This window comes from Enterobacter sp. ECC-219 (assembly GCF_043966805.1).
Classification (GTDB): Bacteria; Pseudomonadota; Gammaproteobacteria; order Enterobacterales; family Enterobacteriaceae; genus Enterobacter; species Enterobacter cloacae_N.
The window spans coordinates 3,948,531-3,970,268 of record NZ_CP143680.1; the positions used below are offsets into that span (position 1 = coordinate 3,948,531).

The window sequence follows — 21,738 nt, forward strand, 5'->3', positions numbered from 1 at the left end:
CCGTAATCCTCAGGCAATGTTACGCCTTAGCCCCACAAATTTCTGTAGTTGTAATCTGAATAGATCACACTTCTTTGCCAGGAATAGTCTCAAAAAAGGAAATTGCCGATTATCTGTGCGGAAGCGCAAAATTCAGCCTCTCCACATTCACTACCTGCTGATCCACCCGGTCAATATCCACCGAACTCTGCCCCTTCTCATTCACCGCTTCGATGTTAGCCAGCGACAGCAAGGTCTCATCTTTGGCCATAAATTTACCCCGCACATCTTTACGCAGGTCGAAGTTGATCTTCAGCGCAGGGCCAATGGCAGCATCCTGCATCACATTGATATTACGTAAAAAAAGATGCTGCGGTTTATTATGCAGCTCAAGCGTCGCCCGCTTCATCTCAACGTTGGTGATCGCTACAAAGGAGGTCGCGTTACCGGATGAAATTTGTATTCCGCGCAACTTATACGCAAGCTGACGATTATCGAGGTGAATATTGTTGAGCTTGAAGTTCTGGGGTATGGACAAATAATCACCTTTAATTACCCCATACCCGATTAACATTCCGGCACTATTGACCATGTCGACATTATCAATAATGAAATTATCACAGCCATAAATGGCGACCGTCGCATTGTCTATACCCGCCTTTTTACTGAAATCGGGGGTAATATTTTTTGCCTTAATATTGCGGATAACAAAGTGTTTGCCGTTCTCAACGTGCACCAGCTGGCGACAGTTGCTGCCGGTGATATTTGCCACCACGAAGTTCTTAACGGTTTGCTTTTCCGGGTAGTCGTTATCGTAGGTACTGCCGGCAAGGCCGATGCCGATGCCCCAGTTGATCTTGCCGTTAGTGCAGTTGATGTTATCGATCACATGATCGGAGATCAGGATATTGCGGTCATTGATGGCCACATTCCACTCGATCGCATCGCCCTGAAGATGGCTGAATTTGCTGTTGGTGATACGGGCGCCGTCAACCTGATTGTGAAAGCCCTGGCGCAGGATGGCGTAGTTGGCCTGGCTCACACTGATGTTATCAATCAGCAGATTGCGCATCACTCTGGGTTTCTTGCCGCCAATGTAGATCTGCGTCACCGGACCAAACCCGCTCATCGCCAGCCCTTTGATCGCACAGTCCGATCCGCGAACGTCGAGCGTAATGTTCTCCGTGCGCCCGCCACCTTCACCAATCACTTTGCAGCCTTCCTGCAGCACAAAGCGGCCGCGTCCGTTGCCGGTTAACGCTCCGCGGATCAGCAGCGTTTTACCGTCGGGAATGAAAATGCCCGTATTAATGTTTTCACAGGTGAGTCCGGCCGGGACCACGACGGTATCACCGTCCTTAAACGCCTGCTTAAAAGCGGCGATCCAGTCGTTGTTATTGTACTGATTAATGGAGACCGTCTTTCCGCTTGCCGCCCGCGCGATGCGGGACGACAGCAGCGGCGTGGCCGCCAGAACGGAAAGAGAAGAGACAAAAGTGCGTCGGGTAATCTTTTTCAGCATACAACCTCGGCGTTACAGCGTTTGCAGCAGGCTCGCTAACTGGCGGTTAATCACCTGCTGGTTAAAATCGGTTTCAACTTTTTGTCGGGCATTGTGGAGCACGGGCTCCAGCGCCTGCTGGTCGATGTCGCTGAAGGCAGCTAATCGATCCGCGAGGGCCATCGCGTTATTCTCCGGCACCAGCCAGCCGGAATGGTCAGATTTGATCAGCTCCGGGATCCCGCTGTGCAGGGTGGATACCACCGGAATACCCACGGCCATCGCCTCCATCAGCGCCACCGGAATGCCTTCCATATCGCCATCCGCACCCGTGACTGAAGGCAGCAGGAACACGTCGGCCTCGTCGAGCATGGCCTTGACCTCGTGGCTCGGCTTGAAGCCCGGCATCTCCACGACATCGTCCAGTTGATACTGTTCGATAAGCGTGCGCAGACGGCGCTCCCACGGCCCGATGCCGAGAATGCGATAGTGGAACGCTACCCCGCGCGCTTTCAGCTGGCGGCAGGCCTCAATCGCCACGTGCAAACCTTTCTTCTCGGTCAGACGGGCCACGGAGATGATCTGCAGCGGTGTTCCCGGCACCTTCACCGGACGGCGGGTAAAGCGCGTTAAATCCACCCCCATACGCGACACGGCAATCTTCTCTCCCGGGCAGCCCATGCTTTTCAGCCGTCCTGCCCACAGGTCGCTGATGGGAAGCATCATGTCACCGCGGCGGAAAAGCTGCTGATACTCCGGCGTGTAGTGGTTCAGCACCTCGCGGCTGGAAATGTCGATACCGTGGAAAATGGTCGCAATTTTGCCGTCAATCACGCCCAACTCACGCAGTTTCGCGGCAGTAACGCCCGCAGGGCCAAAGTGGGCGATAAACACGTCGGCACGATACGGCTGTGCCGTTTGCCCGCAGATGGCCGACAGGATCAGATTGCGAGATTCCGATCCATAGCGGGAAACGTTCAGCGCCCGCCACGTCGACGCGCGATGGATCCCGCGCAACGTCTGGCTGGCCCGGTAGCGCAGCTTACTCAGCTTCCCGGCCGGTTCGTCCTGCAGCCAGCGGGTCTTCGCCTCCAGCCCATACTGGGTATACGCCGCATGGGTATTTTTGGTGTCGCCCTTCTGCAGGGCGACGATCTCCACGTCATATCCCATATCGATAAACGCGGTGATTTGGTTCAGTACAAAGGTCTCAGACGACAGCGGAAATTTCAGTAAGAAGAAACCAACCTTCATTTCCCCTCCCGCACGCGGTCAAGTACCGATTTCACCATGCCAATGCCCTTCTCTCGCTCGGCTTTCACCGCTACTGCCAGACGCTCGTTGATCGCAGGCAACTGGCCGAGGGTGTCGCCCACCATCGCACCGAGGGATCCGTCCAGCAGATGGCGAATATCCACGGCCATCTCCGGCATGCCAAGCTGCTGCATAATCCCGGCAGACTTGTGCTCATAGTTAATCGCGATGGCTGGGGTACCGAAGTTCATGGAGATAATCGCCGAGTGCAGACGGGTGCCGACGGTCAGGTCGCAGGCTGCGAGCAGCTTGCCCATCTCCAGGTCATTCAGCTCGTCCATCACCACGTGGTAGCGGGACGGGTCGTTCACCAGGTTGCGCAGGTTCAGCGCTACCATGCGGTCGTCTTTGTTGTAGCTGTCGATCCCGGTACAGGTTGAGAGCGCCAGCACCTGGTAACCGCTGTCCAGCACGCGGTTCACCACGTCGGCAAAGGCTTTCTCGTACGCCGCCTGGGTCGTGCCGAGGCGTTTATCAAACGGGGCCAGCTCGCGCAGGGTGATCGCGACGGTTTTCTGTTTCGCGGCTACGTCGAGCCAGTGCTGCACCGCGTAACTCGGCTGGAAGCCATCGTCCTGGTGATCCACAAGCCAGGCGGTGTCCACGCCATGCTCAACTTTTGAGGTGTCGATTTCGCTGCGCTTCATCATGTCGAGGCTGACCGACTCGCGCAAGATCAGCGCATCGCAGTGGCCAAACACATAATTTGCCAGCTGATTAAACTGCGGATCCTGGAATGGCCCCACGCTGTGGCCGATCATAAACAGCGGCTTTTTCGCCATGAACGTGCACAGCGCATGCTCAAACTGCGGGACGCCGTAGAGATCGACGAAGAACGAACCGCCGACCTGGATAATGGCATCATAGCCGGACAGCAGACGCACGAAATCCGTAAAGCCCTGCGCGATAGCGATGTTGCGCAGCTTGCCGGTATCGGTCACGCGGGAAAGCAGCACCTGATGCTGGTAGCGACGGCGCAGCACTTTCTTCACGCGCCCCATCACGCCCGCGGCGTTGTTATGCTGTTTCATCTGGCTATAGAGCGGGTCGCCCATCACCGGGCGGTTCAGTAACCAGGATGAGCTGACCGGATAACGGCTCATCACGTCCACTTCAGTCTCAGGCTTAAGGGTGTTAATTGCATCCAGTAAACCGCGCAGGATGGCGCTGTCGCCACGGTTGCCGCAGGTATGGTTGCCAAGAATTAATAATTTCATAATGGCCTCTTAAATAACTAGCCTGCGCGAAGCAGCGTTTTCATTTTTTCGTTACGGCAAAACTGGCGCTTCATCTCCACCACCAGCGCGTTGCGCGACAGCACAATCATCACGACGAATGCCAGCGCGCCCGCGGCAACCTGTACCGCCAGCAGCGCAGCCAGCGGCAGATGACCGCTGAGGATGATGCCCAGGCCGTAGCTCACCGCCAGGGTCGGCAATGAGAGATAGAACGGCAGCCACAGGCTCAGGATGTACTGACGGTAGCTGGAGCCCAGCACCGGCTTGATCATGATGAAGTAGCTCAGAACGGTGTTGACTACCTGCACCAGCAGGAAGCCCAGCGTGACGCCGATGGCGCCCGCCATATGCCCGCCAACGATAATCGCCGGTATAAACAGAAAGGTTTTGAACACGTTGAACTTAAAGCTGATATCCACGCGCGCCTTCGCCATCAGAAGCGAGCCGATCGGATTCCCCACGGAGCGCAGCAGCCCCACCACGCACAGCAGCTGCAGGATCGGGATGATGCCGTTCCACTTCTCGCCAAACACCAGCGGCACGAAGTTGCTGGAAACCACCATCAGCCCCAGCAGCACCGGGAAGTTGATAATCCCCACCACGGAAAGCAGCTTGTAGAAATTAACGCGCAGCTTCTCGGTGTCGTCCTGAATCTTGGCGAACGCCGGGAACAGCACGCGGGTGATAATCGGGTTGAGCTTCATAGGAGGAACAACCGCGACGTTATAGGCCAGGTTGTAGCCCCCCGCCACGCTCGCGCCCAGGATACGCGCCAGCACCAGCGTCGAGAGGTTGGTGTTCACGTAGTTAATAATGCTGTCCGCCGTCAGCCACGCACCAAAGCGCAGGTTGGACGAGACGGACGCGAGAGAGAAGTGCAGTCCCGGACGGTAAATCTTGCGGCCAAAGTAGCCGAACAGCAGCGTACGCACGGCAGAGTTAACCAGATAACCGAGGATGGCGGTCATCGCCAGCGGCCAGAAATGGGCGCTCACCACGGTAAAGGTAAAGCCCGCCAGCACTGCGCTGGTCTCGATCATGCCAATCTTGTTGAACTCCAGCTCTTTCTGCATCAGCGCGCGGAACTGCTGCCCGTGAGGGATCACCACAAAGGCAAACGACAGCGTGCGCATCAGCGGAGCGAGATCCGGGTTGTGCAGCACGCTGGCGATGGTGTCGCTCAGCAGGAAGACCAGCACAAATACGAAAATGCCCAGCCCGACGTTCAGCCAGTAGAGAGTGGTCAGCTCGAGATGGCTGATCTCTTTACGCTGAATAATGGAGTTGGCGATACCAAAGTCAGACAGCGTATCGGCCAGCGCGATGATCACCAGCGAGACGGTCAGCAGGCCGAACTGGTGATTATCAATAATGCGTGCCAGCACCGTCATCTGCACCAGGCCGAGGCCAATGATGACGATGGTCGCCATCGCTGACCACTTGGCGCCGCTGATGGTTTTTTCACGTAAGCTCATCTTAGTACGCCGCTTTGTTCACGAAGCCTTTGAAGATGGTCAGAAAAACAATCTTGATATCGAACCAGAGGCTCCACTCGCGGATGTACTCCAGATCGAACTCGATGCGTTTTTCCATTTTTTCCAGCGTGTCGGTCTCGCCGCGCCAGCCGTTGATTTGTGCCCAGCCGGTGATGCCCGGCTTCACCTTATGGCGCAGCATGTAGCCTTCAATCAGCGAGCGGTACTGCTCGTTATGCGCCACCGCGTGCGGACGCGGGCCAACAATCGACATGCCGCCGGTAAAGACGTTGATGAACTGCGGCAGCTCGTCCAGAGAGGTGCGGCGCAGGAAGTTCCCAACGCGGGTGACGCGCGGATCGTTCTGCGTCGCCTGGGTCACTACCTTGTCGTTCTCCATCACCTTCATGGAGCGGAATTTCCACACCATAATCGGCTTACCGTCCATGCCGTAGCGGGTCTGACGGAAGATAACCGGGCCGGGAGAGCTCAGCTTCACCGCCAGGGCAATGCAGCACAGAACAGGGGAAATAAGCAGTAAAATCAGCGAAGAGAGCACGATATCTTCCACGCGCTTGAGCACGCGATTAATGCCCGACAGCGGCGTGTCGTACAGCGGTACCACCGGCACGCCGTTCACCTCTTCAATACGGGAGTGCAGGATGTTGAAGGTAAAGACGTCCGGGATCAGGATCACCGAGCAGGTGGTGTCCGCCAGCTCGCGCATCAGCTGCTTGATGCGGGATTCGTCCTTCATCTGCATGGCGATGTAGACGTTATGAATTTTGCCGGCCTTCGCGTCTTCAATAAGCTGCGCGTAATTCCCCGCCCAGTCCGCAAGCACGCCGCCCGGCTTCGCGTCGTGGTAAATCCCCACCACTTCGAACCCTAACCACGGCTCTTTGCGAAAGCTGTCGAGCAGCACCCGCCCGACCGGTAAATCTCCCGCCACGGCGACAAAACGACGGTTATAGCCACGGTTACGCAGCCAGCCCGCGCCAAAGCGGATCAGGGAACGGCACACGACCATGCCGACGCTGGTTAACAGGTACCAGCAGAGATAGGTCACGAAGCGGTTGTCAAAATCATGGCTGAACGCCACCAGACCCGCACTGAAGATCAGGCTCAGGGTCCAGTTCTGCAGCAACAGCATCAGTTCGGTAGTCATTTTCACGCCGCGCCACGAGCGGTAGAAATCGGTCATCCCGCCGATCATCTGAAACACGACCAGGGCAATCAGGGCCATCAGCAGATGCATATATAAGAACGGCAGTCCGCTGATCCGACACACCGCCCACAATCCACCGACCATGATGGTGATATCAGAAAAACGCTGCACCATAGAGATTAACGATGCATTCGTTCTCGCTCGTTCGCGTTTTTTTAGATTCGTCATCGTTGTTCCTTTATTCAACCAACACCCCACCCCTCACCCCGGCCCTCTCCCCAAAGGGGAGAGGGTGTTCAAGTTCCCTCTCCCCTTTGGGGAGAGGGTTAGGGTGAGGGGTAAGGTTTCGTATTACTGATTCAACAGCGCCAGAATGTCCTTCGTTCGGGCTTCCATCAGCGCCGTGTCAGCTCGGGACTCCACGTTCAGGCGCACCACCGGCTCGGTGTTGGACGAGCGCAGGTTGAAGCGCCACTGTGGAAACGCCATGCTGATGCCGTCGGTACGGTCAATTTCCAGCGCGTGAAGGGCAAAGTGCTGCTCCACGCGGGCAATGGCCTCGGCCGGCTGCGCCAGCTTGCTGTTGATCTCTCCGCTCGCCGGGAACGCCGCCATGCGGTCGCGCACCAGCTCGCCCAGGGTTTTCCCCTTCAGGCACAGCAGCTCGGTGACCAGCAGCCACGGGATCATCCCGCTGTCGCAGTAGGCAAAATCGCGGAAGTAGTGGTGGGCGCTCATCTCGCCGCCGTAGATGGCGTCTTCTTCGCGCATGCGCTCTTTGATAAAGGCGTGACCGGTTTTAGACATCACCGGCGTGCCGCCCGCCGCGGACACCACGTCGACGGTGTTCCAGGAAAGGCGCGGGTCATGGATGATTTTCGCGCCCGGGTTTTTCTCGAGGAACGCTTCCGCCAGCAGGCCGACAATGTAGTAGCCCTCGATGAACTGCCCTTTCTCGTCGAACAGGAAGCAGCGGTCGAAATCGCCGTCAAAAGCGATGCCCATATCCGCGCCGTGCTCAATCACCGCGTTGCGGGTGTCGTCGCGGCACTCCGGCAGCAGCGGGTTAGGAATACCGTTCGGGAAATTGCCGTCCGGCGTGTTGTGTACCTTGACGAAGGTCACCGGCACGTTCAGCGCCTTAAAGCGCGCTTCCAGCGCATCCACCACCGGGCCGGCCGCGCCGTTACCGGAGTTGATCACCAGCTTCAGCGGCTTGAGGTTCGCCACGTTGATGTAGCCCAGCAGGTGGTCGATGTACTCTTTCTGCAGGTTGATTTTTTTATAGCTGCCGCGCTTCGCCTCGTTCACCGGCGGGAAATCGTTGGCTTCCGCCAGACGCTGCACGTCGCGCAGACCGGTGTCGCCGCTGATCGGACGGGCGCCCTTGCGCACCAGCTTCATGCCGTTGTAGTCCATCGGGTTGTGGCTGGCCGTCACTTCGATACCGCCGTCCACGCCCAGGTGGAAGGTGGCAAAGTAAATCTCTTCGGTTCCGGACAGGCCGATATCCAGCACGTCCACGCCCGCGTCCTGCAGCCCTTTCGCCAGCGCCAGCTTCAGGGATTCACTGGTCAGACGCACGTCGCCGCCCAGCACGATGGTCTTTGGTTTTAAATATTCGCCGTACGCGCGGCCAATGCGCCACGCGATGTCTTCATTCAGCTCTTCGCCCAGCTTGCCGCGAATATCGTAGGCTTTAAAACAGGTTAATTTTTCCATGATGACCTCTTTTTCAGGCAACAGTTGGCCCTGACCACTTAATGGCCAAATTTATTTTTGTCATTCGTAGGCCCGGCGGGCGCAGCGCCGCCGGGCATGATGCGGAGTGCTACACGCGCCCGTAACGATCCTGGAAGCGCACGATATCGTCCTCTTCCAGATACGAGCCGGAGCGCACCTCAATTAAGTCGAGAGGAATTTTCCCCGGGTTTTCCAGACAGTGCGTGGCGCCCAGCGGAATATAAATGGACTCGTTCTCACCCAGCAGCTTCACTTCGCCGTCGATGGTCACTTTGGCCGTACCCGCCACCACGACCCAGTGCTCGGCGCGGTGATGGTGCATCTGCACCGACAGCCCCTCGCCCGGCTTCACGGTGATGCGCTTCACCTGATAGCGGTCACCCGCGTCGATGGAGTCATACTTACCCCACGGACGGTACACTTCACGGTGAATGTGGTGCTCGTGACGGCCATCGGCCTTAATCTTCTCCACCACTTTTTTAACGTCCTGCACGGCGTTACGGTCGGCAATCAGCACGGCGTCTTTGGTCTGGACAACCACCAGATCCTTCACTCCGACCGTGGTCACCAGGCCGGACTCGGCGTAAACGTAGCTGTTTTCGGTTTTGTGGCTAATCACATCGCCGTGATGGACGTTACCCTCCGGGGTATGGGCGCTGATCTCCCACAGGGAGGACCAGGAGCCTACGTCGCTCCAGCCCGCATCCATCGGTACAACCACGGCGTCAGCCGTACGTTCCATCACCGCGTAGTCAATGGACTCTTCCGGGCAGGCGAGGAAAGCCTCTTCATCCACGCGGATGAAGTCGAGATCCGGATCCACCACCGCCATCGCTTTCTCGCAGGCGCTCAGAATATCCGGGCGGTATTTACGCAGCTCTTCCAGGTAGCGTCCGGCACGGAACAGGAACATCCCGCTGTTCCAGTAATACTCACCGCTGGCGACATACGCCTGCGCGGTTTCGAGATTCGGTTTTTCAACAAACTGCGCCACGTCAAAGGCCACGCTGTCGCCTTCACCCGGCGTTACGTTGCCGCGACGGATGTAGCCGTAGCCGGTTTCCGGCAGGTCCGGCACGATGCCAAAGGTCACCAGCTTGCCGCTCTCGGCGTAAGGAATCGCCGCACGCACCGCGTCGCGGAACGCCTCTTCCTGCTGGATAACGTGGTCTGCCGCCAGGACCAGCATCAGCGGGTCGCAGTCAGGACTGCTGCGTTTTGCCGCCAGCGCCGCCAGGGCGATCGCGGGCGCGGTATTGCGACCGGCAGGCTCCAGGATGATGTTTTCCGTGAGCTTATTCAGCTGTCGCAGCTGCTCGGCAACAATAAAGCGGTGCTGTTCGTTACAAATCACCACCGGGCTTTCACACTCCACGCCGTGCAGACGGTTTACCGTGGTCTGCAGCATGGTGAGATCCCCTTTCAGACAGAGGAACTGCTTTGGATAGAGCACGCGGGACAGCGGCCACAACCGGCTACCAGAGCCACCAGCCATCACAACCGGATACAAAGTGGTTTGACTCATGATTTATCCCCGTATATCTGCAATAAATTGGCTCAGCACGTTCTCTTTCTCGAGCGTGCGTTCGGCATATTCACGTGCCACCGTGTTCACTTTTGGCATGGCGAGTGCCTGCTCAATGCCGGTAACCAGCGCCGGAACCGATTCCGGCTCCACGCACACGGCAATTCCCGGATAGCTGTCACACAGCTGGCCTAATTCTGTTTCGGTCTCTGCCGTAATCACCGCATTGCCGCCCACTGCCAGAATGTTGGTCAGCTTGGACGGCAGCACCGCGTCCGCGGCGCCGCGTTTTTGCACAACCAGATGGCAGTCGCCCATCTTCAGCAGCGCAGGTAATGCCTCGTAAGACTGAAGCGGGAAAAATTTCACGTTGGTCAGGCCGCGTTCCCCGGCCATTTTTTCCAGCCGCGCCTTTCCACCGCCCTGCCCGACAATCACAAACGTCCACGGCTGTTCACTCAGCAGTTGGGCCGCTTCAATCACGCTCTCCAGCCCCTGCTTTTCGCCGATGTTGCCTGAGTAAAGAATGATTTTTTGATCTTCAGGCAAACCGAGCCGGGCGCGCAGCGCCTGAGCGTCTTGCTCTGTCACATCGCGAAAACGCGCCACTTCGGACCAGTTCGGGAAGAAGATCACCTTCTGGGCCGGAACGCCCTTCTCCTGCGCCTTGTTCATCATCGAGCGCGAGATGGTCGAGACGTAATCCACGTTATGCAAGCCGCTGCGCTCAAAGGCGCTGGCGAGCTTCGCCACCTTGCCGCCCTTGCCTTTGCCTGCCATCCCCAGGCCCAGCATGGCGTCAACTTCATAATCCTGAATGTGCAGCAGGGTGCGCGCGCCGGAGAGTTTACCCAGCAGGCGCATGCCCGGCGTGCAGAACAGCGTCGGCACCACGCCGATGATACGATCCGGCTTCCAGCGACGCTGCGCCATCAGCGGGAAGAAGCTGCTCAGGGCAAAGCTGCCCAGATGAAGTAACCGTTTCAGCGTCGAAGGCTGCTTCGGCACGTAGAGCGGGCAGCGCCAGACGGTCGCTGCGCCCTCTTCACGGCGATAGCGCCAGCTTGAGTAGCGCTCCCCGACTTTCCACTCCGGGTAGTACGGCGGCGCGGTAATGACCCGCACGTCATGTCCCTGGCTCGCCATCCACTCGACCATCTCGCCGGTGTATTTCCCGATGCCGGTTAGCTCCGGCGAGTAGTTGATTCCGTACACTAAAATTTTCATAAGCCCGGCACCCCGGACTGACGATCGGCCAGGAAATAGGCACGACTGTTGTCATGCACATTGTCGCTGGCCAGCAACGCCTCTGGCGTCTGCCAGCGGTAGTCGTCATGCTGAGAATCAGGCAGACGCAGGTCTGCCTCACTCACCTTCAGGCGGAACCCCAGCACGATGTAGTGCGTGGAAAACCCGGTGCCTGAAAAGTTATCGTCATAGAAGTGCTGCCAGACCCCGTAAAACTGGCCCGCTGCCATCGGCAGCTGCAGGCCCAGCTCCGCCAGAGTGAGACGCTCAAACGCATCGCTGAGCGTCTCATCCTTCTGCACGCGCCCGCCGGGCACGAACCAGAAGCCCTGTGCAGGACGGTTGGTTCGTTTTCCCAGCAAGAACTCGCCGCGTTCGTTCTCCACGATCAAATCAATCGAGATGAGCGGAGTGGAACGCACCACCGTGGCAAAATCTTCCTGACTTAAAAACATCGTTACCCCCGGAAGCGGTGCTGGTTTTCGAGGAACCACTGGTAGGTGCTGGCCAGCCCCTGCTCCAGTGACACCTCGTGATACCAGCCCAGCTGATGCAGACGGGTCACGTCCAGCAGCTTGCGCGGCGTGCCGTCCGGTTTAGTCGCGTCAAACACCACGCGGCCCTTGTAGCCCACCACCTGCGCGATGGTTTGCGCCAGCTCGCGAATAGTGCAGTCCACGCCGGTACCCACGTTGATGTGCGACAGCATCGGCTCGGTGTTCTCCTGCCACACCTCGCGATCCAGTTCCATCACGTGAATACTGGCCGCAGCCATGTCGTCCACGTGCAGGAATTCACGCATCGGCGTACCGCTGCCCCACACCACTACGTCCGGCGCGTTCTCGGCGGTCGCCTCGTGGAAGCGGCGCAGCAGCGCCGGGATCACGTGCGAGTTGCTCGGGTGGAAGTTGTCGTGCGGCCCGTACAGGTTGGTCGGCATCACCGAGCGATAGTCGCGGTTGTACTGACGGTTGTAGGACTCGCACAGCTTGATCCCGGCAATTTTGGCAATCGCGTACGGCTCGTTGGTTGCTTCAAGCGTGCCCTGCAGCAGCTCGCTCTCGGCGATCGGCTGCTTCGCCATTTTCGGGTAAATACAGGACGACCCGAGGAACAGCAGCTTATTCACGTTGTGCAGGTGCGCCGCGTGAATGATGTTGCTCTCGATCATCATGTTCTCGTAGATGAAATCCGCCGGGTAGGTGTTGTTAGCGACAATGCCGCCCACCTTCGCCGCCGCCAGATACACCTGATCAATGCGTTCGTTCGCAAAGAAGTCCTGTACCGCACGGCTGTCGAGCAGGTTCAGCTCGTCACGCGTGCGGACAATCACCTCTACGTCACCGCGCTGTTCCAGCTGGCGAACAATCGCGGAACCCACCATTCCGCGATGACCGGCGACAAAAATACGTTGTTTTGTCATTCTCAGGACTCCAGCGCGATGGCAACCTCGTAGCCATGAGACTTGAGCAGGGAGTGTTTTTTCGCTGCTTCAAGATCTTTGGCCACCATCTCGGAAACCATCTCCTGCAGAGTGGTCTCTGGTTTCCAGCCCAGCTTCTCGTGCGCTTTGGTTGGGTCACCCAGCAGGGTTTCTACTTCAGCAGGACGGAAGTAGCGCGGGTCAACCTGCACAATTACGTCGCCTGGCTTCACGCCCGGCGCGTCGTGGCCGGTCACGGAAACAACGATACCCTTCTCTTCCACGCCGGTGCCTTCGAAGCGCAGCTTGATGCCCAGCTGTGCTGCGGCCATTTCAACGAACTGACGCACGGAGTACTGCACGCCGGTTGCGATAACGAAGTCTTCTGGCTGTTCCTGCTGCAGCATCATCCACTGCATTTTCACGTAGTCTTTCGCATGGCCCCAGTCACGCAGGGAGTCCATGTTGCCGAGGTGCAGGCAAGACTCCAGACCCTGCGCGATGTTGGCGATAGCGCGGGTGATTTTGCGGGTCACGAAGGTTTCGCCGCGGCGCGGAGATTCGTGGTTGAACAGGATGCCGTTACAGGCGTACATACCGTAGGATTCACGGTAGTTCACGGTGATCCAGTAGGCGTACAGTTTTGCTACCGCATACGGAGAGCGCGGGTAGAACGGCGTGGTCTCTTTCTGTGGGATTTCCTGCACCAGGCCGTACAGCTCGGAGGTGGATGCCTGGTAGAAGCGGGTTTTCTTCTCAAGACCGAGGAAGCGGATAGCTTCCAGCAGACGCAGAGTACCCATGGCGTCAACGTCAGCGGTGTATTCCGGAGATTCGAAGGAAACCGCTACGTGGCTCATCGCGCCCAGGTTGTACACTTCATCCGGCTGCACTTCCTGCAGGATACGGGTCAGGTTGGAGGTATCGGTCAGGTCGCCGTAGTGCAGGTGGAATTTCGGGTTCGCCGCGTGCGGATCCTGATAGATGTGATCGACACGCTCGGTGTTGAATGAAGACGCACGACGTTTAATACCGTGCACTTCATACCCTTTTTCCAGCAGCAGTTCTGCCAGGTAAGAACCATCCTGCCCGGTAACGCCGGTGATGAGAGCGACTTTAGACATGTTTATATTCCTCTACTTATGAATTTAATCAGAGCCGTTAAGTAGGCTATCTTTTTTGTCATTTTGAACGCGGGCTGTGCTCGAAATCCTCACGTACCTAAGTACGTTCCGGTTTCTCCGCGCAGTCCGCGTTCAAACTGCCTGCAACGATTACGCCTACTTAACAAGGCTCTTCGTTTCAACGCGTTCGCGTATCACCACTGCGGGGTTGCCACGGCAAACTTTATTTGCCGGTAGCGATTTAAAAACGCTGCTGCGGGCACCCACTACCGTGCCATCGCCAACAGAAACACCCGGTGCAACAAAAACATCCGTTGCCAGCCAGCATTTTTCGCCGATCGCAATAGGCGAAGCGGTAATATCAAAATGCGGGCTCATAAAGTCGTGGCTGCCGGTGCACAAATAACATTTCTGTGAAACCACCGAATTTGCGCCAATCGTAATCTCGCCCAGGGTATATAGCACCGCGTCATCCCCAACCCATGCGTAATCCCCAAGCGTTAATTTCCACGGATAGGTAATTTTCACAGAAGGTCGGATGACTACGTTTTTTCCTATTTTTGCGCCAAACAGGCGCAATAAAAAGGCTCGCCAGCGGTACAGTATTTGCGGCGACCAGGCAAATAAGGTTGCCTGAACCGCCCACCACAGCTGTACCTTAATACCGTTCCCGCCCCGAAAACCTTTCGGTACGGAGAAACCTTTTAAATCCTGCATTGCGTTTCCTTATATTCAGGCTTTGTTATATAAGGTTTTCGTTTTGCCCGTGGTACGCAGGCGTAATAAATAAGACAACTCCGCCCAGAATCCCGGCACGCGTAATATTTGACGCTGCACGTTTTTTGCGTCCTGGCATAATTCCAGATTATTTGACGTTGACACGCCGCCCATAGAGAATTCAGACACCAGCCCTTTAATTCGACGGAACGGGTAACCTGATTTATACAGGCTGGCGGCCAGCGCATAATCGGATGACACCTTGTACTGCAAATCGTAAGGCTGTTTTTTCAGACCTTTTACCGGGAAGAAAATGGCCTGATGGCTGGCGGGCAAACTGTGGTAGATATACCAGCCTGGCTTCGCACTACGGCACACTTTATGTCCGTCGCCAAAATCGAGCAGCGCATCGCCAATATACATGGCGTCCTCTTTCTGGCGCGCCAGTTGACGGGCAAACAGCGCTACATCGTCGTGGAAAATATCGCCGGAATTGAGGAAGATGGCATAACGGCCCTGGGCCATATTAATGCCTTTATTCATCGCATCGTAGATGCCTTTATCTTTCTCGCTGATGTAGCGTAAGTTGAACTCACCGTTGAGTTTTTCCAGAAACTCCGCCGTGCCATCGTTCGAGCCGCCGTCGACCACAATCCACTCAAAGGTGAGGCTCGGATCGCGCGCCAGGTTGCGCAGCGAGCGCCAGGTTTTTACCACCCCTTCGTAATTACGAAAAGCGACAGTAATGACGCTAAGAAACATAAATCACCTCATTTCGTCATACGTTCGTAATATTAAGCGCCTTGCGCAGAATAAACGGACAGACAATCAAGAAAGCATATTCCGGGCTAAATATTGACCCGGTAAAAAACAGCGACACCGGCGTAAAAAGATAAAGCTGCACGCGAAAGTTCTGGTTATCACCAAACGCGTTGATCATCATTTTGAAAACTTTAAACAGATACCACAGCGTCAACAGTACGGCGAACCATGAAAAATAAATAATTAACAGATACAGACCATTGTCTATGGTTTTACCGACGTCCGCACCGTTAAAGATTCCGAATGATGCAACATATTCATAAAGTGAGCCGAATCTTACTACACCATCAATATGGGTTAAGGAATAACCCACCATCACCAGCGGACCAATGATGCGATAATAGGACGATGACCCTTCCGTTCCCAAATCTCCCAGACGTTCTGAGATGTACGGGAAGGCAAATATCACGCCGACCATAAATACCGTCAGGGAGATAATCGCCAGCGGCAGTTTTTTCTTAATCGCATCTTTGTTCAGGTACTGGAACGCCCACTCCAGCAGGTAAAACAGGATAAACGTCATTACCCCTGAGAACGATCCAGACAGAACGATTCCTGCAAGAATCATAGCATCGGTCTTAGGCGTTTTGATACCAAACTGTTTGATGCTGAGCCAAATTGAGATTAACGCCAGAGCGAAAAACGCTGGTTCAAAATAGAGCGCCGTCGTACGCTTCCCGCCAAACTTAATGAAGTTCAGCACATAGCTGTTACTGTAAATGAGATATTTCGAAATTATCTCCATCAAGCTGCTGCCACCGGTCAAAATAATTTGCGCCATTTCCAGGGCGGCAAGCATAACAATTAACGCAACGACAATATAAAAGAACCTGAGGATTTTCCTATAATTGTGCGGTGAAATAGTTTTGAAGCGAATACTCCAGACCATACCAATAATAATGACGATATAAACAAACAGCATGGTCGACGTGACGTATTTACTGGCATCCAGCGACTGGCCAAAGATGTAGTTAAACAGCGTCAGGCCCGTGCCCAGCCCCAGGGCAATCATCAGCTTCTTCAGGTTGATTTTATCGACATACAGAAGAAGCAGAACGGGCAGGAAGGTCACGATGGTTATCGGGAAGCTTTCGCCGAGCTGGGCAATTTTGACGTTGACCAGCAGGTAGATCAGCGGCAGCAGCAGATAACTACAGATTCTGATAGAACGAGACATACTCCTCCAGCATCTGTTGTCCGCTGTAGGCCTTGCGGCTGCGGTTGCGGAACGATTCCAGGTCAGTGCCAAAAACGGCCTCGGCGATCTGCGCCTTCGGCAGCTGCACCAGCGGCAGGACTTCCTGCTCCGCGAAGGTTTTCCCGCCGGATTTTTCCAGCACTTCACGCGCCGCATCGCTGTGGGTGGCAATCACCGGCACGCCGATGGAGAGCGCTTCGCAGAGGATCAGCGGGTAGTTATCCACACGGGAGCTGAACACCAGCGCGTCCATACCGTTGAGGGCGCTCATCAGCTTGCGCTTGTCGGTCTCAAACCCGTGGTTCACCACGTTGGCCCCTTCGAACGGGGAAAACTTGCCGAAGGTGTGAAGTTCTATCTTGTCACCCAGCGCCATCATGTCGCGCACCAGCTGCTGGTTGGTTTTACCGTCGTAACGCAGATCGTGCGCAACGATGGCGATTTTCGGTTTACCCGCGGTGTCCGCCACCGGGGTCAGCTCGGCCAGGATGGCTTCCGTCGCCACGTCGATGCCGTTATTGATAATCTGACAGCGCCCTGCCCCATACAGGCTGTTGAAGGCATCGGCTACGTGCTGGCTCGGGGAGATAAACGTGCAGCCGAGCGAGAGCATGTCGCGGAACAGCTGGCGCTTTCCGTCTACCAGCTGATGCGCGCGATCCACCTTCACCGGCGGGTAATTGCTTAATGTCGGGCATTTCTGGCAGTTATCTTTCCAGCCTTCGCAGCCGTCGGTAAACGCGCAGCGTCCGGTCACGCTCCAGTGATCGTGCAGCGTCCAGACGAAGCGAGTGTCGGGCTTGTGGGCCTGCACCTTCTGACAAAACGCCACCACCTCTTCCAGATTCAGCCAGTAGCTGTGCAGCACGTGGAAATGCAGCACAACCGGGCCCGATGTGCGGGTCACGGTGCGATAAAGACTGTTGAGGTTGCCAAACAGATCGCGGTTAAACAGGCGAAACAGCGCAATGTTGGCAACAGAGGTCAGACGCGGCGTGTGCTTGTGCACCTGCGGATAGTTATCGTGGCTGACGCTTTTTTTGCCGCCTTTGCCGTAGCCGTAAATAAAACGAGACTGGAGTCCTTTTTGCAGCGCGCGCTGGTGCAGATCCAGCGCCACGCCTGCCGCCCCGCCTTCTGCGAGGCGCACGTTAAATTGCAGAATGTTCATTTAATCACCTTCACGCGGGCTTTCTCTCCCACCACCAGCGCGTTATCGGGGATGCTGTCCAGCACCACGCTGCCCGCCCCGATCGTCACGTTGTTACCTATCGTAATGTCGCCAATAACCACCACGTTCGCGCCCAGCTCGACGTTGTTGCCGATGACCGGGCAGGCCAGGCTGTCAGGCCCACGGTTGCCAATGGTGACCCCATGACGAATGGTGAAATCATCTCCGGCGACCACGAACTTGTTGATCACCACCGCATAGCCGTGATGGATGGTAAAGCGGCGGCCAATGGTGGCCGCAGCCTGAATCTCATACCCAAAAAAGCATTCGGTGATGATGCGGTACAGCACCAGCACGGGGGCCGCCCAGATGTTGTTCAGTACATTTTTCTTGCGCCACACCGAGCAAAAGTGCGCGATGCGGTACGCCAGAACCATGCAGCACGGGCGCAGGCTCCAGCTGTTTGCGCGGCAATCTTCCAGAAACATTATTTCCCCCGAAGCCCGTCGGCCAGACGCTTGCCGTTACGCACGGAGAGCAGCGTCAGCAGCGTGCGCCAGTTCATGCGCTTGTTGCGGATCTGATACAGGGTAAAGAGCTGATATTTACGGCTGGCACGGTCAAACTTGTCCTTGTGCTTGCGGTAAAAATGGAAATAGCCGGAGAACTTCTTCGGCGAGGAGGTGATCTGCATCTCCCCGTGGTTGATGTGCAGGATCTGTGTGGCCTCTTCCACTTTCCACGGCTCGCCGTATTCCACCACCATGCGCAGGAAGATATCGTAATCCTGCGCGGCCTTCAGTTCGGTATCGAACAGGCACTCTTTAAAGCGCCACGCCCAGGTAAAGACCTGATTGCCGATAATGTTGCGCTTGTAGAACAGGCGGCGAGAGTACGGTGATTTCGGATACAGCGGCAGGCTGGCAGGCTGCGAATACACCTCGCCCTGACACACGTAGTCGTTGGCATACAGAAACGCGTGCGTAACCAGCTGCTCTTTATGCGACAGGAAGACGGACAGGCGGTTCGGCGTCCATTCGTCATCGTCGTCGATGCCGGTCAGATACTGCCCTTTGGCCTGCATAATTGCCTGATTACGCACCGCACAGGCCCCGGAGTTGATGGCGTTGTGCGTGTACATCACGCGCGGGTCGTTGAGATCGGTAACAAATTTTTGCAGCTGTTCATACGAGGAAGAACAGTCATCCACGACGATCAGTTCCCAGTTATCGTAATCCTGACGTAAGACCGACTTGATTGCGCGGATCGCCAGCTGCTGACGGTTCCATGTCGGCATATAGATAGAAATCAAAGGGCGTTGTGTGGTCATATTTTTCCCCTCATCCCGGCCCTCTCCCCAGAGGGGAGAGGGTGAAAGGCAGTCAATGGTCGTCATTATGTTCGTACCCAAACTCCCGCACCGAACGGTCCCCTCTCCCCTCAGGGGAGAGGGTTAGGGTGAGGGGTGTGGGGTGTGTTTTGTTATTTACTGTCAGACTTGTATTCGTACTCGTAATAGCCGTAATCCTGGTACCCGGTCGCGCGGCGGAAGATGGAGTTCAGGATCACCCCTTTCACCTCAATCCCGTTCTGCTCGAAGCGGCTCAGGCTGGTTTCCACTTCTTTCAGGGTATTCACCGCATAGCGTGCCACCATCAGCGTGGTGCCCGCATGGCGCCCCACCACGGCCGCATCGGTCACGGCCAGAATCGGCGGCGTATCGATCAGCACCAGGTCATAGTGTTTGCTCGCCCACTCAATCAGCTGGGTGAAGCGTTCGCTCATCAGCAGTTCAGACGGGTTAGGCGGCACCTGACCACGTGGGATCAGGTCGAATCTCGGAATCGAGGTCGGCTTGGCGCTCTGGCTAATCTCCCCCTGACCCAGCAGGATTTCCGACAGACCGTTCACGTTGTTGGTGCCCAGCAGCTCGTGGGTGTAGCCCTTACGCATATCGCAGTCGATCAGCAGCACGCGCTTGTTGGTCTGGCTGACCACGGCCGCCAGGTTGGCGCACACAAAGGTCTTACCGATAGACGGGCTGACACCGGTTAACATCAGTACGTTGTTTTTAGCCTGCATCATGGCGAAGTGCAGGCTGGTACGCAGGCTGCGTATCGCTTCAATCGCCAGGTCGGTTGGGTTACCCACGGCCAGCAGCTGGCTCTGTTTGTAACGCTTAACGCCCTTGATGGTCTTGACGCTGTCACGGGATTTTTGCCACTCGGAGAGCGGGATGCTGGCGTAAACATTGATCCCGTTCTCTTCCAGCACCTGCGGGCTTTCGATGCCGCGGTTGAACAGCGAGCGCAGCAGCACGCCGACGATAGAGAGCATCAGGCCAAGAATGATGCTGCCGAGAATAATCAGCGCTTTCTTCGGCTTCAGCACGCCAGGCTGGGTAATGGCCGGGTCAACGATGCGCACATCACCCACGGTGCTGGCCTCGGTGATTTTCAGCTCCTGCTGTTTGTTCAGCAGTTGCATGTAAACCTGCTGTCCGGACTCCACGTCGCGAGTCAGGCGCACGATCTCCTGCTGCGTTTTCGGCATCGCAGTCACGCGGTCGTTCAGCTTCGCCTTCTCCTCTTCAAGGGTACGGCGTTTTTCCAGCAGTGTGCGGTAGGCCGGGTGGCGTTTAGTGTAAAGCTTGGAAATCTCCGCCTCTTTGAAGGTCAGCTCGTTGAGCTGCGCATCAATATTCACCATGGAGTCGAGAACCGATTTGGCCTCCAGCGGCAGGTCGACGGAGTCTTTATCCTGACGGAAGGCGTTCAGCTTGTTCTCGGCATCGTCCAGACGGGCACGCACTTCCGGGAGCTGTTTAGAGAGGAAAGCCAGGCTTTTCGCCGCTTCCGCCGACTTACGCTCGACGTTCTGCTCAAGGTAGTTACGGGTAATGCTGTTCAGGATGTCGCGGATTTGATCCTTATCTTCACCGGTAAAGGTCATGCTCAGCACGCCGGTGTCCTTACCGTTTTCAGTGACGGTCAGGTTATTTTGCAGATTGTTGATCATGCCCAGCGTGGAGAATTTGGTGACGGTAAATTCCCCCCCCTCCTGAGCGTTGATGGCGGTGACCATCATGCTAACGCCATCTTTGGTCAGCATCTGCCCCACTTCGCCGCGCGCGCTAAAGCCCGCATCGCTGGTCAGCTGATACTGTTTCGGGCCAAGCACCGTCAGGGTAAAGGTTTGATCCCCTGCCCCTTTCGGCAGCACAAAGTCAGTCACCTTCACGGTGTCATTGCTGCGCCCCATCAGACGATCCCAGCCGGCACCAAAGATCGGGAACGTATTTTTGGTGACGGAGATGTCAAGGCCGAGGTCGTGAACCGTTTTGCCCAGTACCAGACGCGACTGGATCAGCTGAATTTCAGCGTCGGACGCCGGCGGCTTGTTCGCCAGCGCGGAGCCGATATCCTGCACCAGCGAGTTGCCGGTGTTCTGTTCAATCTGTACCAGCGCGTCGGCGCTGTAGATAGGCGTCGCAAAGAGCGTATAGATAACGGCCGCCGCGGCAAAGACGGCGGTAATGCCAAGCACCCACCACTTTGCCTCGATAACCGTGCCGACCAGGCGACCAATATCAATTTCATCACTGCCCGAAGTCGGGGCGGCAGAAGGTTTTGTTTTTTCTGTCATTGTTATCCCTGCTGAGCTTTCAGTGCCTGCGCCCACTGTTGGGCAGACTGGTCAAGTAAGGTGTAAACCGCCTCGAAGGCCTCATGGCTTTTGCGATACGGATCGGGAATTTCGCGTTCATTGTCCCAGTGACCAAACAGCATCACCTTGCCGCGCATCTCCGGAGCGATATCGCATAGCGCATGAATATGGCGTTTTTCCATTGCCAGAATCAGGTCATACTCCCGGCACATGCGGCCGGTGACCTGGCGGGCGATATGCCCGTCAAGAGAGAGGTTATGATCGCGGGCCACGCTCGTTGCGCGCTCGTCGGCACCTTTGCCCACCAGCGCGCCCAGCCCTGCGGAATCGACCGTTAACTCAGGCTGGTACTGTTTCAACAGCCGTTCAGCCGTGGGGGAACGGCAAATGTTCCCCACGCATACCACCAGAATTTTGTTAAACATC

General features: G+C 56.5%; 19 protein-coding genes. All 19 read right to left on the reverse strand.

The annotated features are described in order from the left end of the window. Positions 1-109: 109 nt before the first annotated feature. The 19 genes from wcaM to wzb all read right to left on the reverse strand — a co-directional run bounded on the left by wcaM (position 110) and on the right by wzb (position 21,737). Positions 110-1,501: a colanic acid biosynthesis protein WcaM gene (wcaM, locus tag V1603_RS18820; protein WP_395313083.1), complete on the reverse strand. Its 1,392-nt coding sequence runs from the start codon at positions 1,499-1,501 to the stop codon at positions 110-112. A 12-nt stretch (positions 1,502-1,513) separates the two neighbouring features. After that, complete coding sequence (gene wcaL, locus V1603_RS18825; RefSeq protein WP_116338810.1) at positions 1,514-2,734, reverse strand: colanic acid biosynthesis glycosyltransferase WcaL; 1,221 nt, start codon at positions 2,732-2,734, stop codon at positions 1,514-1,516. Beyond that, positions 2,731-4,011 (reverse strand): colanic acid biosynthesis pyruvyl transferase WcaK, encoded by a 1,281-nt coding sequence (wcaK, locus tag V1603_RS18830; protein ID WP_116338808.1) that lies wholly within the window; start codon positions 4,009-4,011, stop codon positions 2,731-2,733. The genes wcaL and wcaK overlap by 4 nt, the downstream gene beginning before the upstream one ends. A gap of 17 nt (positions 4,012-4,028) precedes the next feature. Then, positions 4,029-5,507 carry a colanic acid undecaprenyl disphosphate flippase WzxC gene (gene wzxC / locus V1603_RS18835; protein ID WP_023336265.1) on the reverse strand — a complete coding sequence of 493 codons (1,479 nt, stop codon included), beginning with the start codon at positions 5,505-5,507 and terminating at the stop codon, positions 4,029-4,031. Position 5,508: 1 nt separating this feature from the next. After that, positions 5,509-6,903, reverse strand: coding sequence for an undecaprenyl-phosphate glucose phosphotransferase (wcaJ, locus tag V1603_RS18840; RefSeq protein WP_395313084.1), 1,395 nt, complete (start codon positions 6,901-6,903; stop codon positions 5,509-5,511). Between the two features lie 123 nt (positions 6,904-7,026). Then, on the reverse strand, positions 7,027-8,397 hold the full coding sequence (cpsG, locus tag V1603_RS18845; RefSeq protein WP_166711719.1) for a colanic acid biosynthesis phosphomannomutase CpsG: 1,371 nt from the start codon (positions 8,395-8,397) through the stop codon (positions 7,027-7,029). Between the two features lie 109 nt (positions 8,398-8,506). Continuing rightward, the gene (gene cpsB, locus V1603_RS18850) at positions 8,507-9,943 is read right to left on the reverse strand and encodes a mannose-1-phosphate guanyltransferase (RefSeq protein ID WP_021241455.1); all 1,437 of its coding nucleotides are present in this window, start codon (positions 9,941-9,943) and stop codon (positions 8,507-8,509) included. 3 nt (positions 9,944-9,946) lie between these two features. After that, a complete protein-coding gene (wcaI, locus tag V1603_RS18855; protein WP_116338802.1) occupies positions 9,947-11,170 on the reverse strand; it encodes a colanic acid biosynthesis fucosyltransferase WcaI in 1,224 nt (407 codons plus the stop codon). Next, complete coding sequence (locus V1603_RS18860; RefSeq protein WP_163330198.1) at positions 11,167-11,646, reverse strand: GDP-mannose mannosyl hydrolase; 480 nt, start codon at positions 11,644-11,646, stop codon at positions 11,167-11,169. The genes wcaI and V1603_RS18860 overlap by 4 nt, the downstream gene beginning before the upstream one ends. Before the next feature lie 2 nt (positions 11,647-11,648). Further along, a complete protein-coding gene (locus V1603_RS18865; RefSeq protein WP_024908102.1) occupies positions 11,649-12,614 on the reverse strand; it encodes a GDP-L-fucose synthase in 966 nt (321 codons plus the stop codon). A gap of 2 nt (positions 12,615-12,616) precedes the next feature. Then, the gene (gmd, locus tag V1603_RS18870) at positions 12,617-13,738 is read right to left on the reverse strand and encodes a GDP-mannose 4,6-dehydratase (RefSeq protein ID WP_003863514.1); all 1,122 of its coding nucleotides are present in this window, start codon (positions 13,736-13,738) and stop codon (positions 12,617-12,619) included. A gap of 156 nt (positions 13,739-13,894) precedes the next feature. After that, the gene (wcaF, locus tag V1603_RS18875; RefSeq protein WP_192984960.1) at positions 13,895-14,455 is read right to left on the reverse strand and encodes a colanic acid biosynthesis acetyltransferase WcaF; all 561 of its coding nucleotides are present in this window, start codon (positions 14,453-14,455) and stop codon (positions 13,895-13,897) included. Between the two features lie 15 nt (positions 14,456-14,470). Continuing rightward, complete coding sequence (gene wcaE / locus V1603_RS18880; RefSeq protein WP_116338796.1) at positions 14,471-15,217, reverse strand: colanic acid biosynthesis glycosyltransferase WcaE; 747 nt, start codon at positions 15,215-15,217, stop codon at positions 14,471-14,473. A 16-nt stretch (positions 15,218-15,233) separates the two neighbouring features. Beyond that, positions 15,234-16,454 (reverse strand): colanic acid polymerase WcaD, encoded by a 1,221-nt coding sequence (gene wcaD / locus V1603_RS18885; RefSeq protein ID WP_192984958.1) that lies wholly within the window; start codon positions 16,452-16,454, stop codon positions 15,234-15,236. After that, a complete protein-coding gene (gene wcaC / locus V1603_RS18890) occupies positions 16,429-17,646 on the reverse strand; it encodes a colanic acid biosynthesis glycosyltransferase WcaC (RefSeq protein WP_233002608.1) in 1,218 nt (405 codons plus the stop codon). Before wcaC ends, wcaD begins: the two co-directional genes overlap by 26 nt. Further along, complete coding sequence (gene wcaB / locus V1603_RS18895) at positions 17,643-18,134, reverse strand: colanic acid biosynthesis acetyltransferase WcaB (protein ID WP_116338792.1); 492 nt, start codon at positions 18,132-18,134, stop codon at positions 17,643-17,645. Before wcaB ends, wcaC begins: the two co-directional genes overlap by 4 nt. Continuing rightward, positions 18,134-18,976, reverse strand: coding sequence for a colanic acid biosynthesis glycosyltransferase WcaA (wcaA, locus tag V1603_RS18900; protein WP_116338790.1), 843 nt, complete (start codon positions 18,974-18,976; stop codon positions 18,134-18,136). The genes wcaB and wcaA overlap by 1 nt, the downstream gene beginning before the upstream one ends. Positions 18,977-19,128: 152 nt before the next feature. After that, the gene (gene wzc / locus V1603_RS18905; RefSeq protein ID WP_163330201.1) at positions 19,129-21,291 is read right to left on the reverse strand and encodes a tyrosine-protein kinase Wzc; all 2,163 of its coding nucleotides are present in this window, start codon (positions 21,289-21,291) and stop codon (positions 19,129-19,131) included. A 2-nt stretch (positions 21,292-21,293) separates the two neighbouring features. Further along, on the reverse strand, positions 21,294-21,737 hold the full coding sequence (gene wzb, locus V1603_RS18910; protein WP_116338786.1) for a low molecular weight protein-tyrosine-phosphatase Wzb: 444 nt from the start codon (positions 21,735-21,737) through the stop codon (positions 21,294-21,296). Position 21,738: the final 1 nt, after the last annotated feature.

Bases quoted from the DNA above. Each gene is read 5' to 3' on its own strand.
- wcaJ (WP_395313084.1), bottom strand. From the start codon at position 6,903: ATGACGAATCTAAAAAAACGCGAACGAGCGAGAACGAATGCATCGTTA.
- cpsG (WP_166711719.1), bottom strand. From the start codon at position 8,397: ATGGAAAAATTAACCTGTTTTAAAGCCTACGATATTCGCGGCAAGCTG.
- V1603_RS18865 (WP_024908102.1), bottom strand. From the start codon at position 12,614: ATGACAAAACAACGTATTTTTGTCGCCGGTCATCGCGGAATGGTGGGT.
- wcaK (WP_116338808.1), bottom strand. From the start codon at position 4,011: ATGAAATTATTAATTCTTGGCAACCATACCTGCGGCAACCGTGGCGAC.
- wcaC (WP_233002608.1), bottom strand. From the start codon at position 17,646: ATGAACATTCTGCAATTTAACGTGCGCCTCGCAGAAGGCGGGGCGGCA.
- wcaM (WP_395313083.1), bottom strand. From the start codon at position 1,501: ATGCTGAAAAAGATTACCCGACGCACTTTTGTCTCTTCTCTTTCCGTT.
- wcaE (WP_116338796.1), bottom strand. From the start codon at position 15,217: ATGTTTCTTAGCGTCATTACTGTCGCTTTTCGTAATTACGAAGGGGTG.
- wzxC (WP_023336265.1), bottom strand. From the start codon at position 5,507: ATGAGCTTACGTGAAAAAACCATCAGCGGCGCCAAGTGGTCAGCGATG.
- wzb (WP_116338786.1), bottom strand. From the start codon at position 21,737: ATGTTTAACAAAATTCTGGTGGTATGCGTGGGGAACATTTGCCGTTCC.
- wcaF (WP_192984960.1), bottom strand. From the start codon at position 14,455: ATGCAGGATTTAAAAGGTTTCTCCGTACCGAAAGGTTTTCGGGGCGGG.
- wcaL (WP_116338810.1), bottom strand. From the start codon at position 2,734: ATGAAGGTTGGTTTCTTCTTACTGAAATTTCCGCTGTCGTCTGAGACC.
- cpsB (WP_021241455.1), bottom strand. From the start codon at position 9,943: ATGAGTCAAACCACTTTGTATCCGGTTGTGATGGCTGGTGGCTCTGGT.
- wcaD (WP_192984958.1), bottom strand. From the start codon at position 16,454: ATGTCTCGTTCTATCAGAATCTGTAGTTATCTGCTGCTGCCGCTGATC.
- wzc (WP_163330201.1), bottom strand. From the start codon at position 21,291: ATGACAGAAAAAACAAAACCTTCTGCCGCCCCGACTTCGGGCAGTGAT.
- wcaB (WP_116338792.1), bottom strand. From the start codon at position 18,134: ATGTTTCTGGAAGATTGCCGCGCAAACAGCTGGAGCCTGCGCCCGTGC.
- wcaI (WP_116338802.1), bottom strand. From the start codon at position 11,170: ATGAAAATTTTAGTGTACGGAATCAACTACTCGCCGGAGCTAACCGGC.
- gmd (WP_003863514.1), bottom strand. From the start codon at position 13,738: ATGTCTAAAGTCGCTCTCATCACCGGCGTTACCGGGCAGGATGGTTCT.
- wcaA (WP_116338790.1), bottom strand. From the start codon at position 18,976: ATGACCACACAACGCCCTTTGATTTCTATCTATATGCCGACATGGAAC.
- V1603_RS18860 (WP_163330198.1), bottom strand. From the start codon at position 11,646: ATGTTTTTAAGTCAGGAAGATTTTGCCACGGTGGTGCGTTCCACTCCG.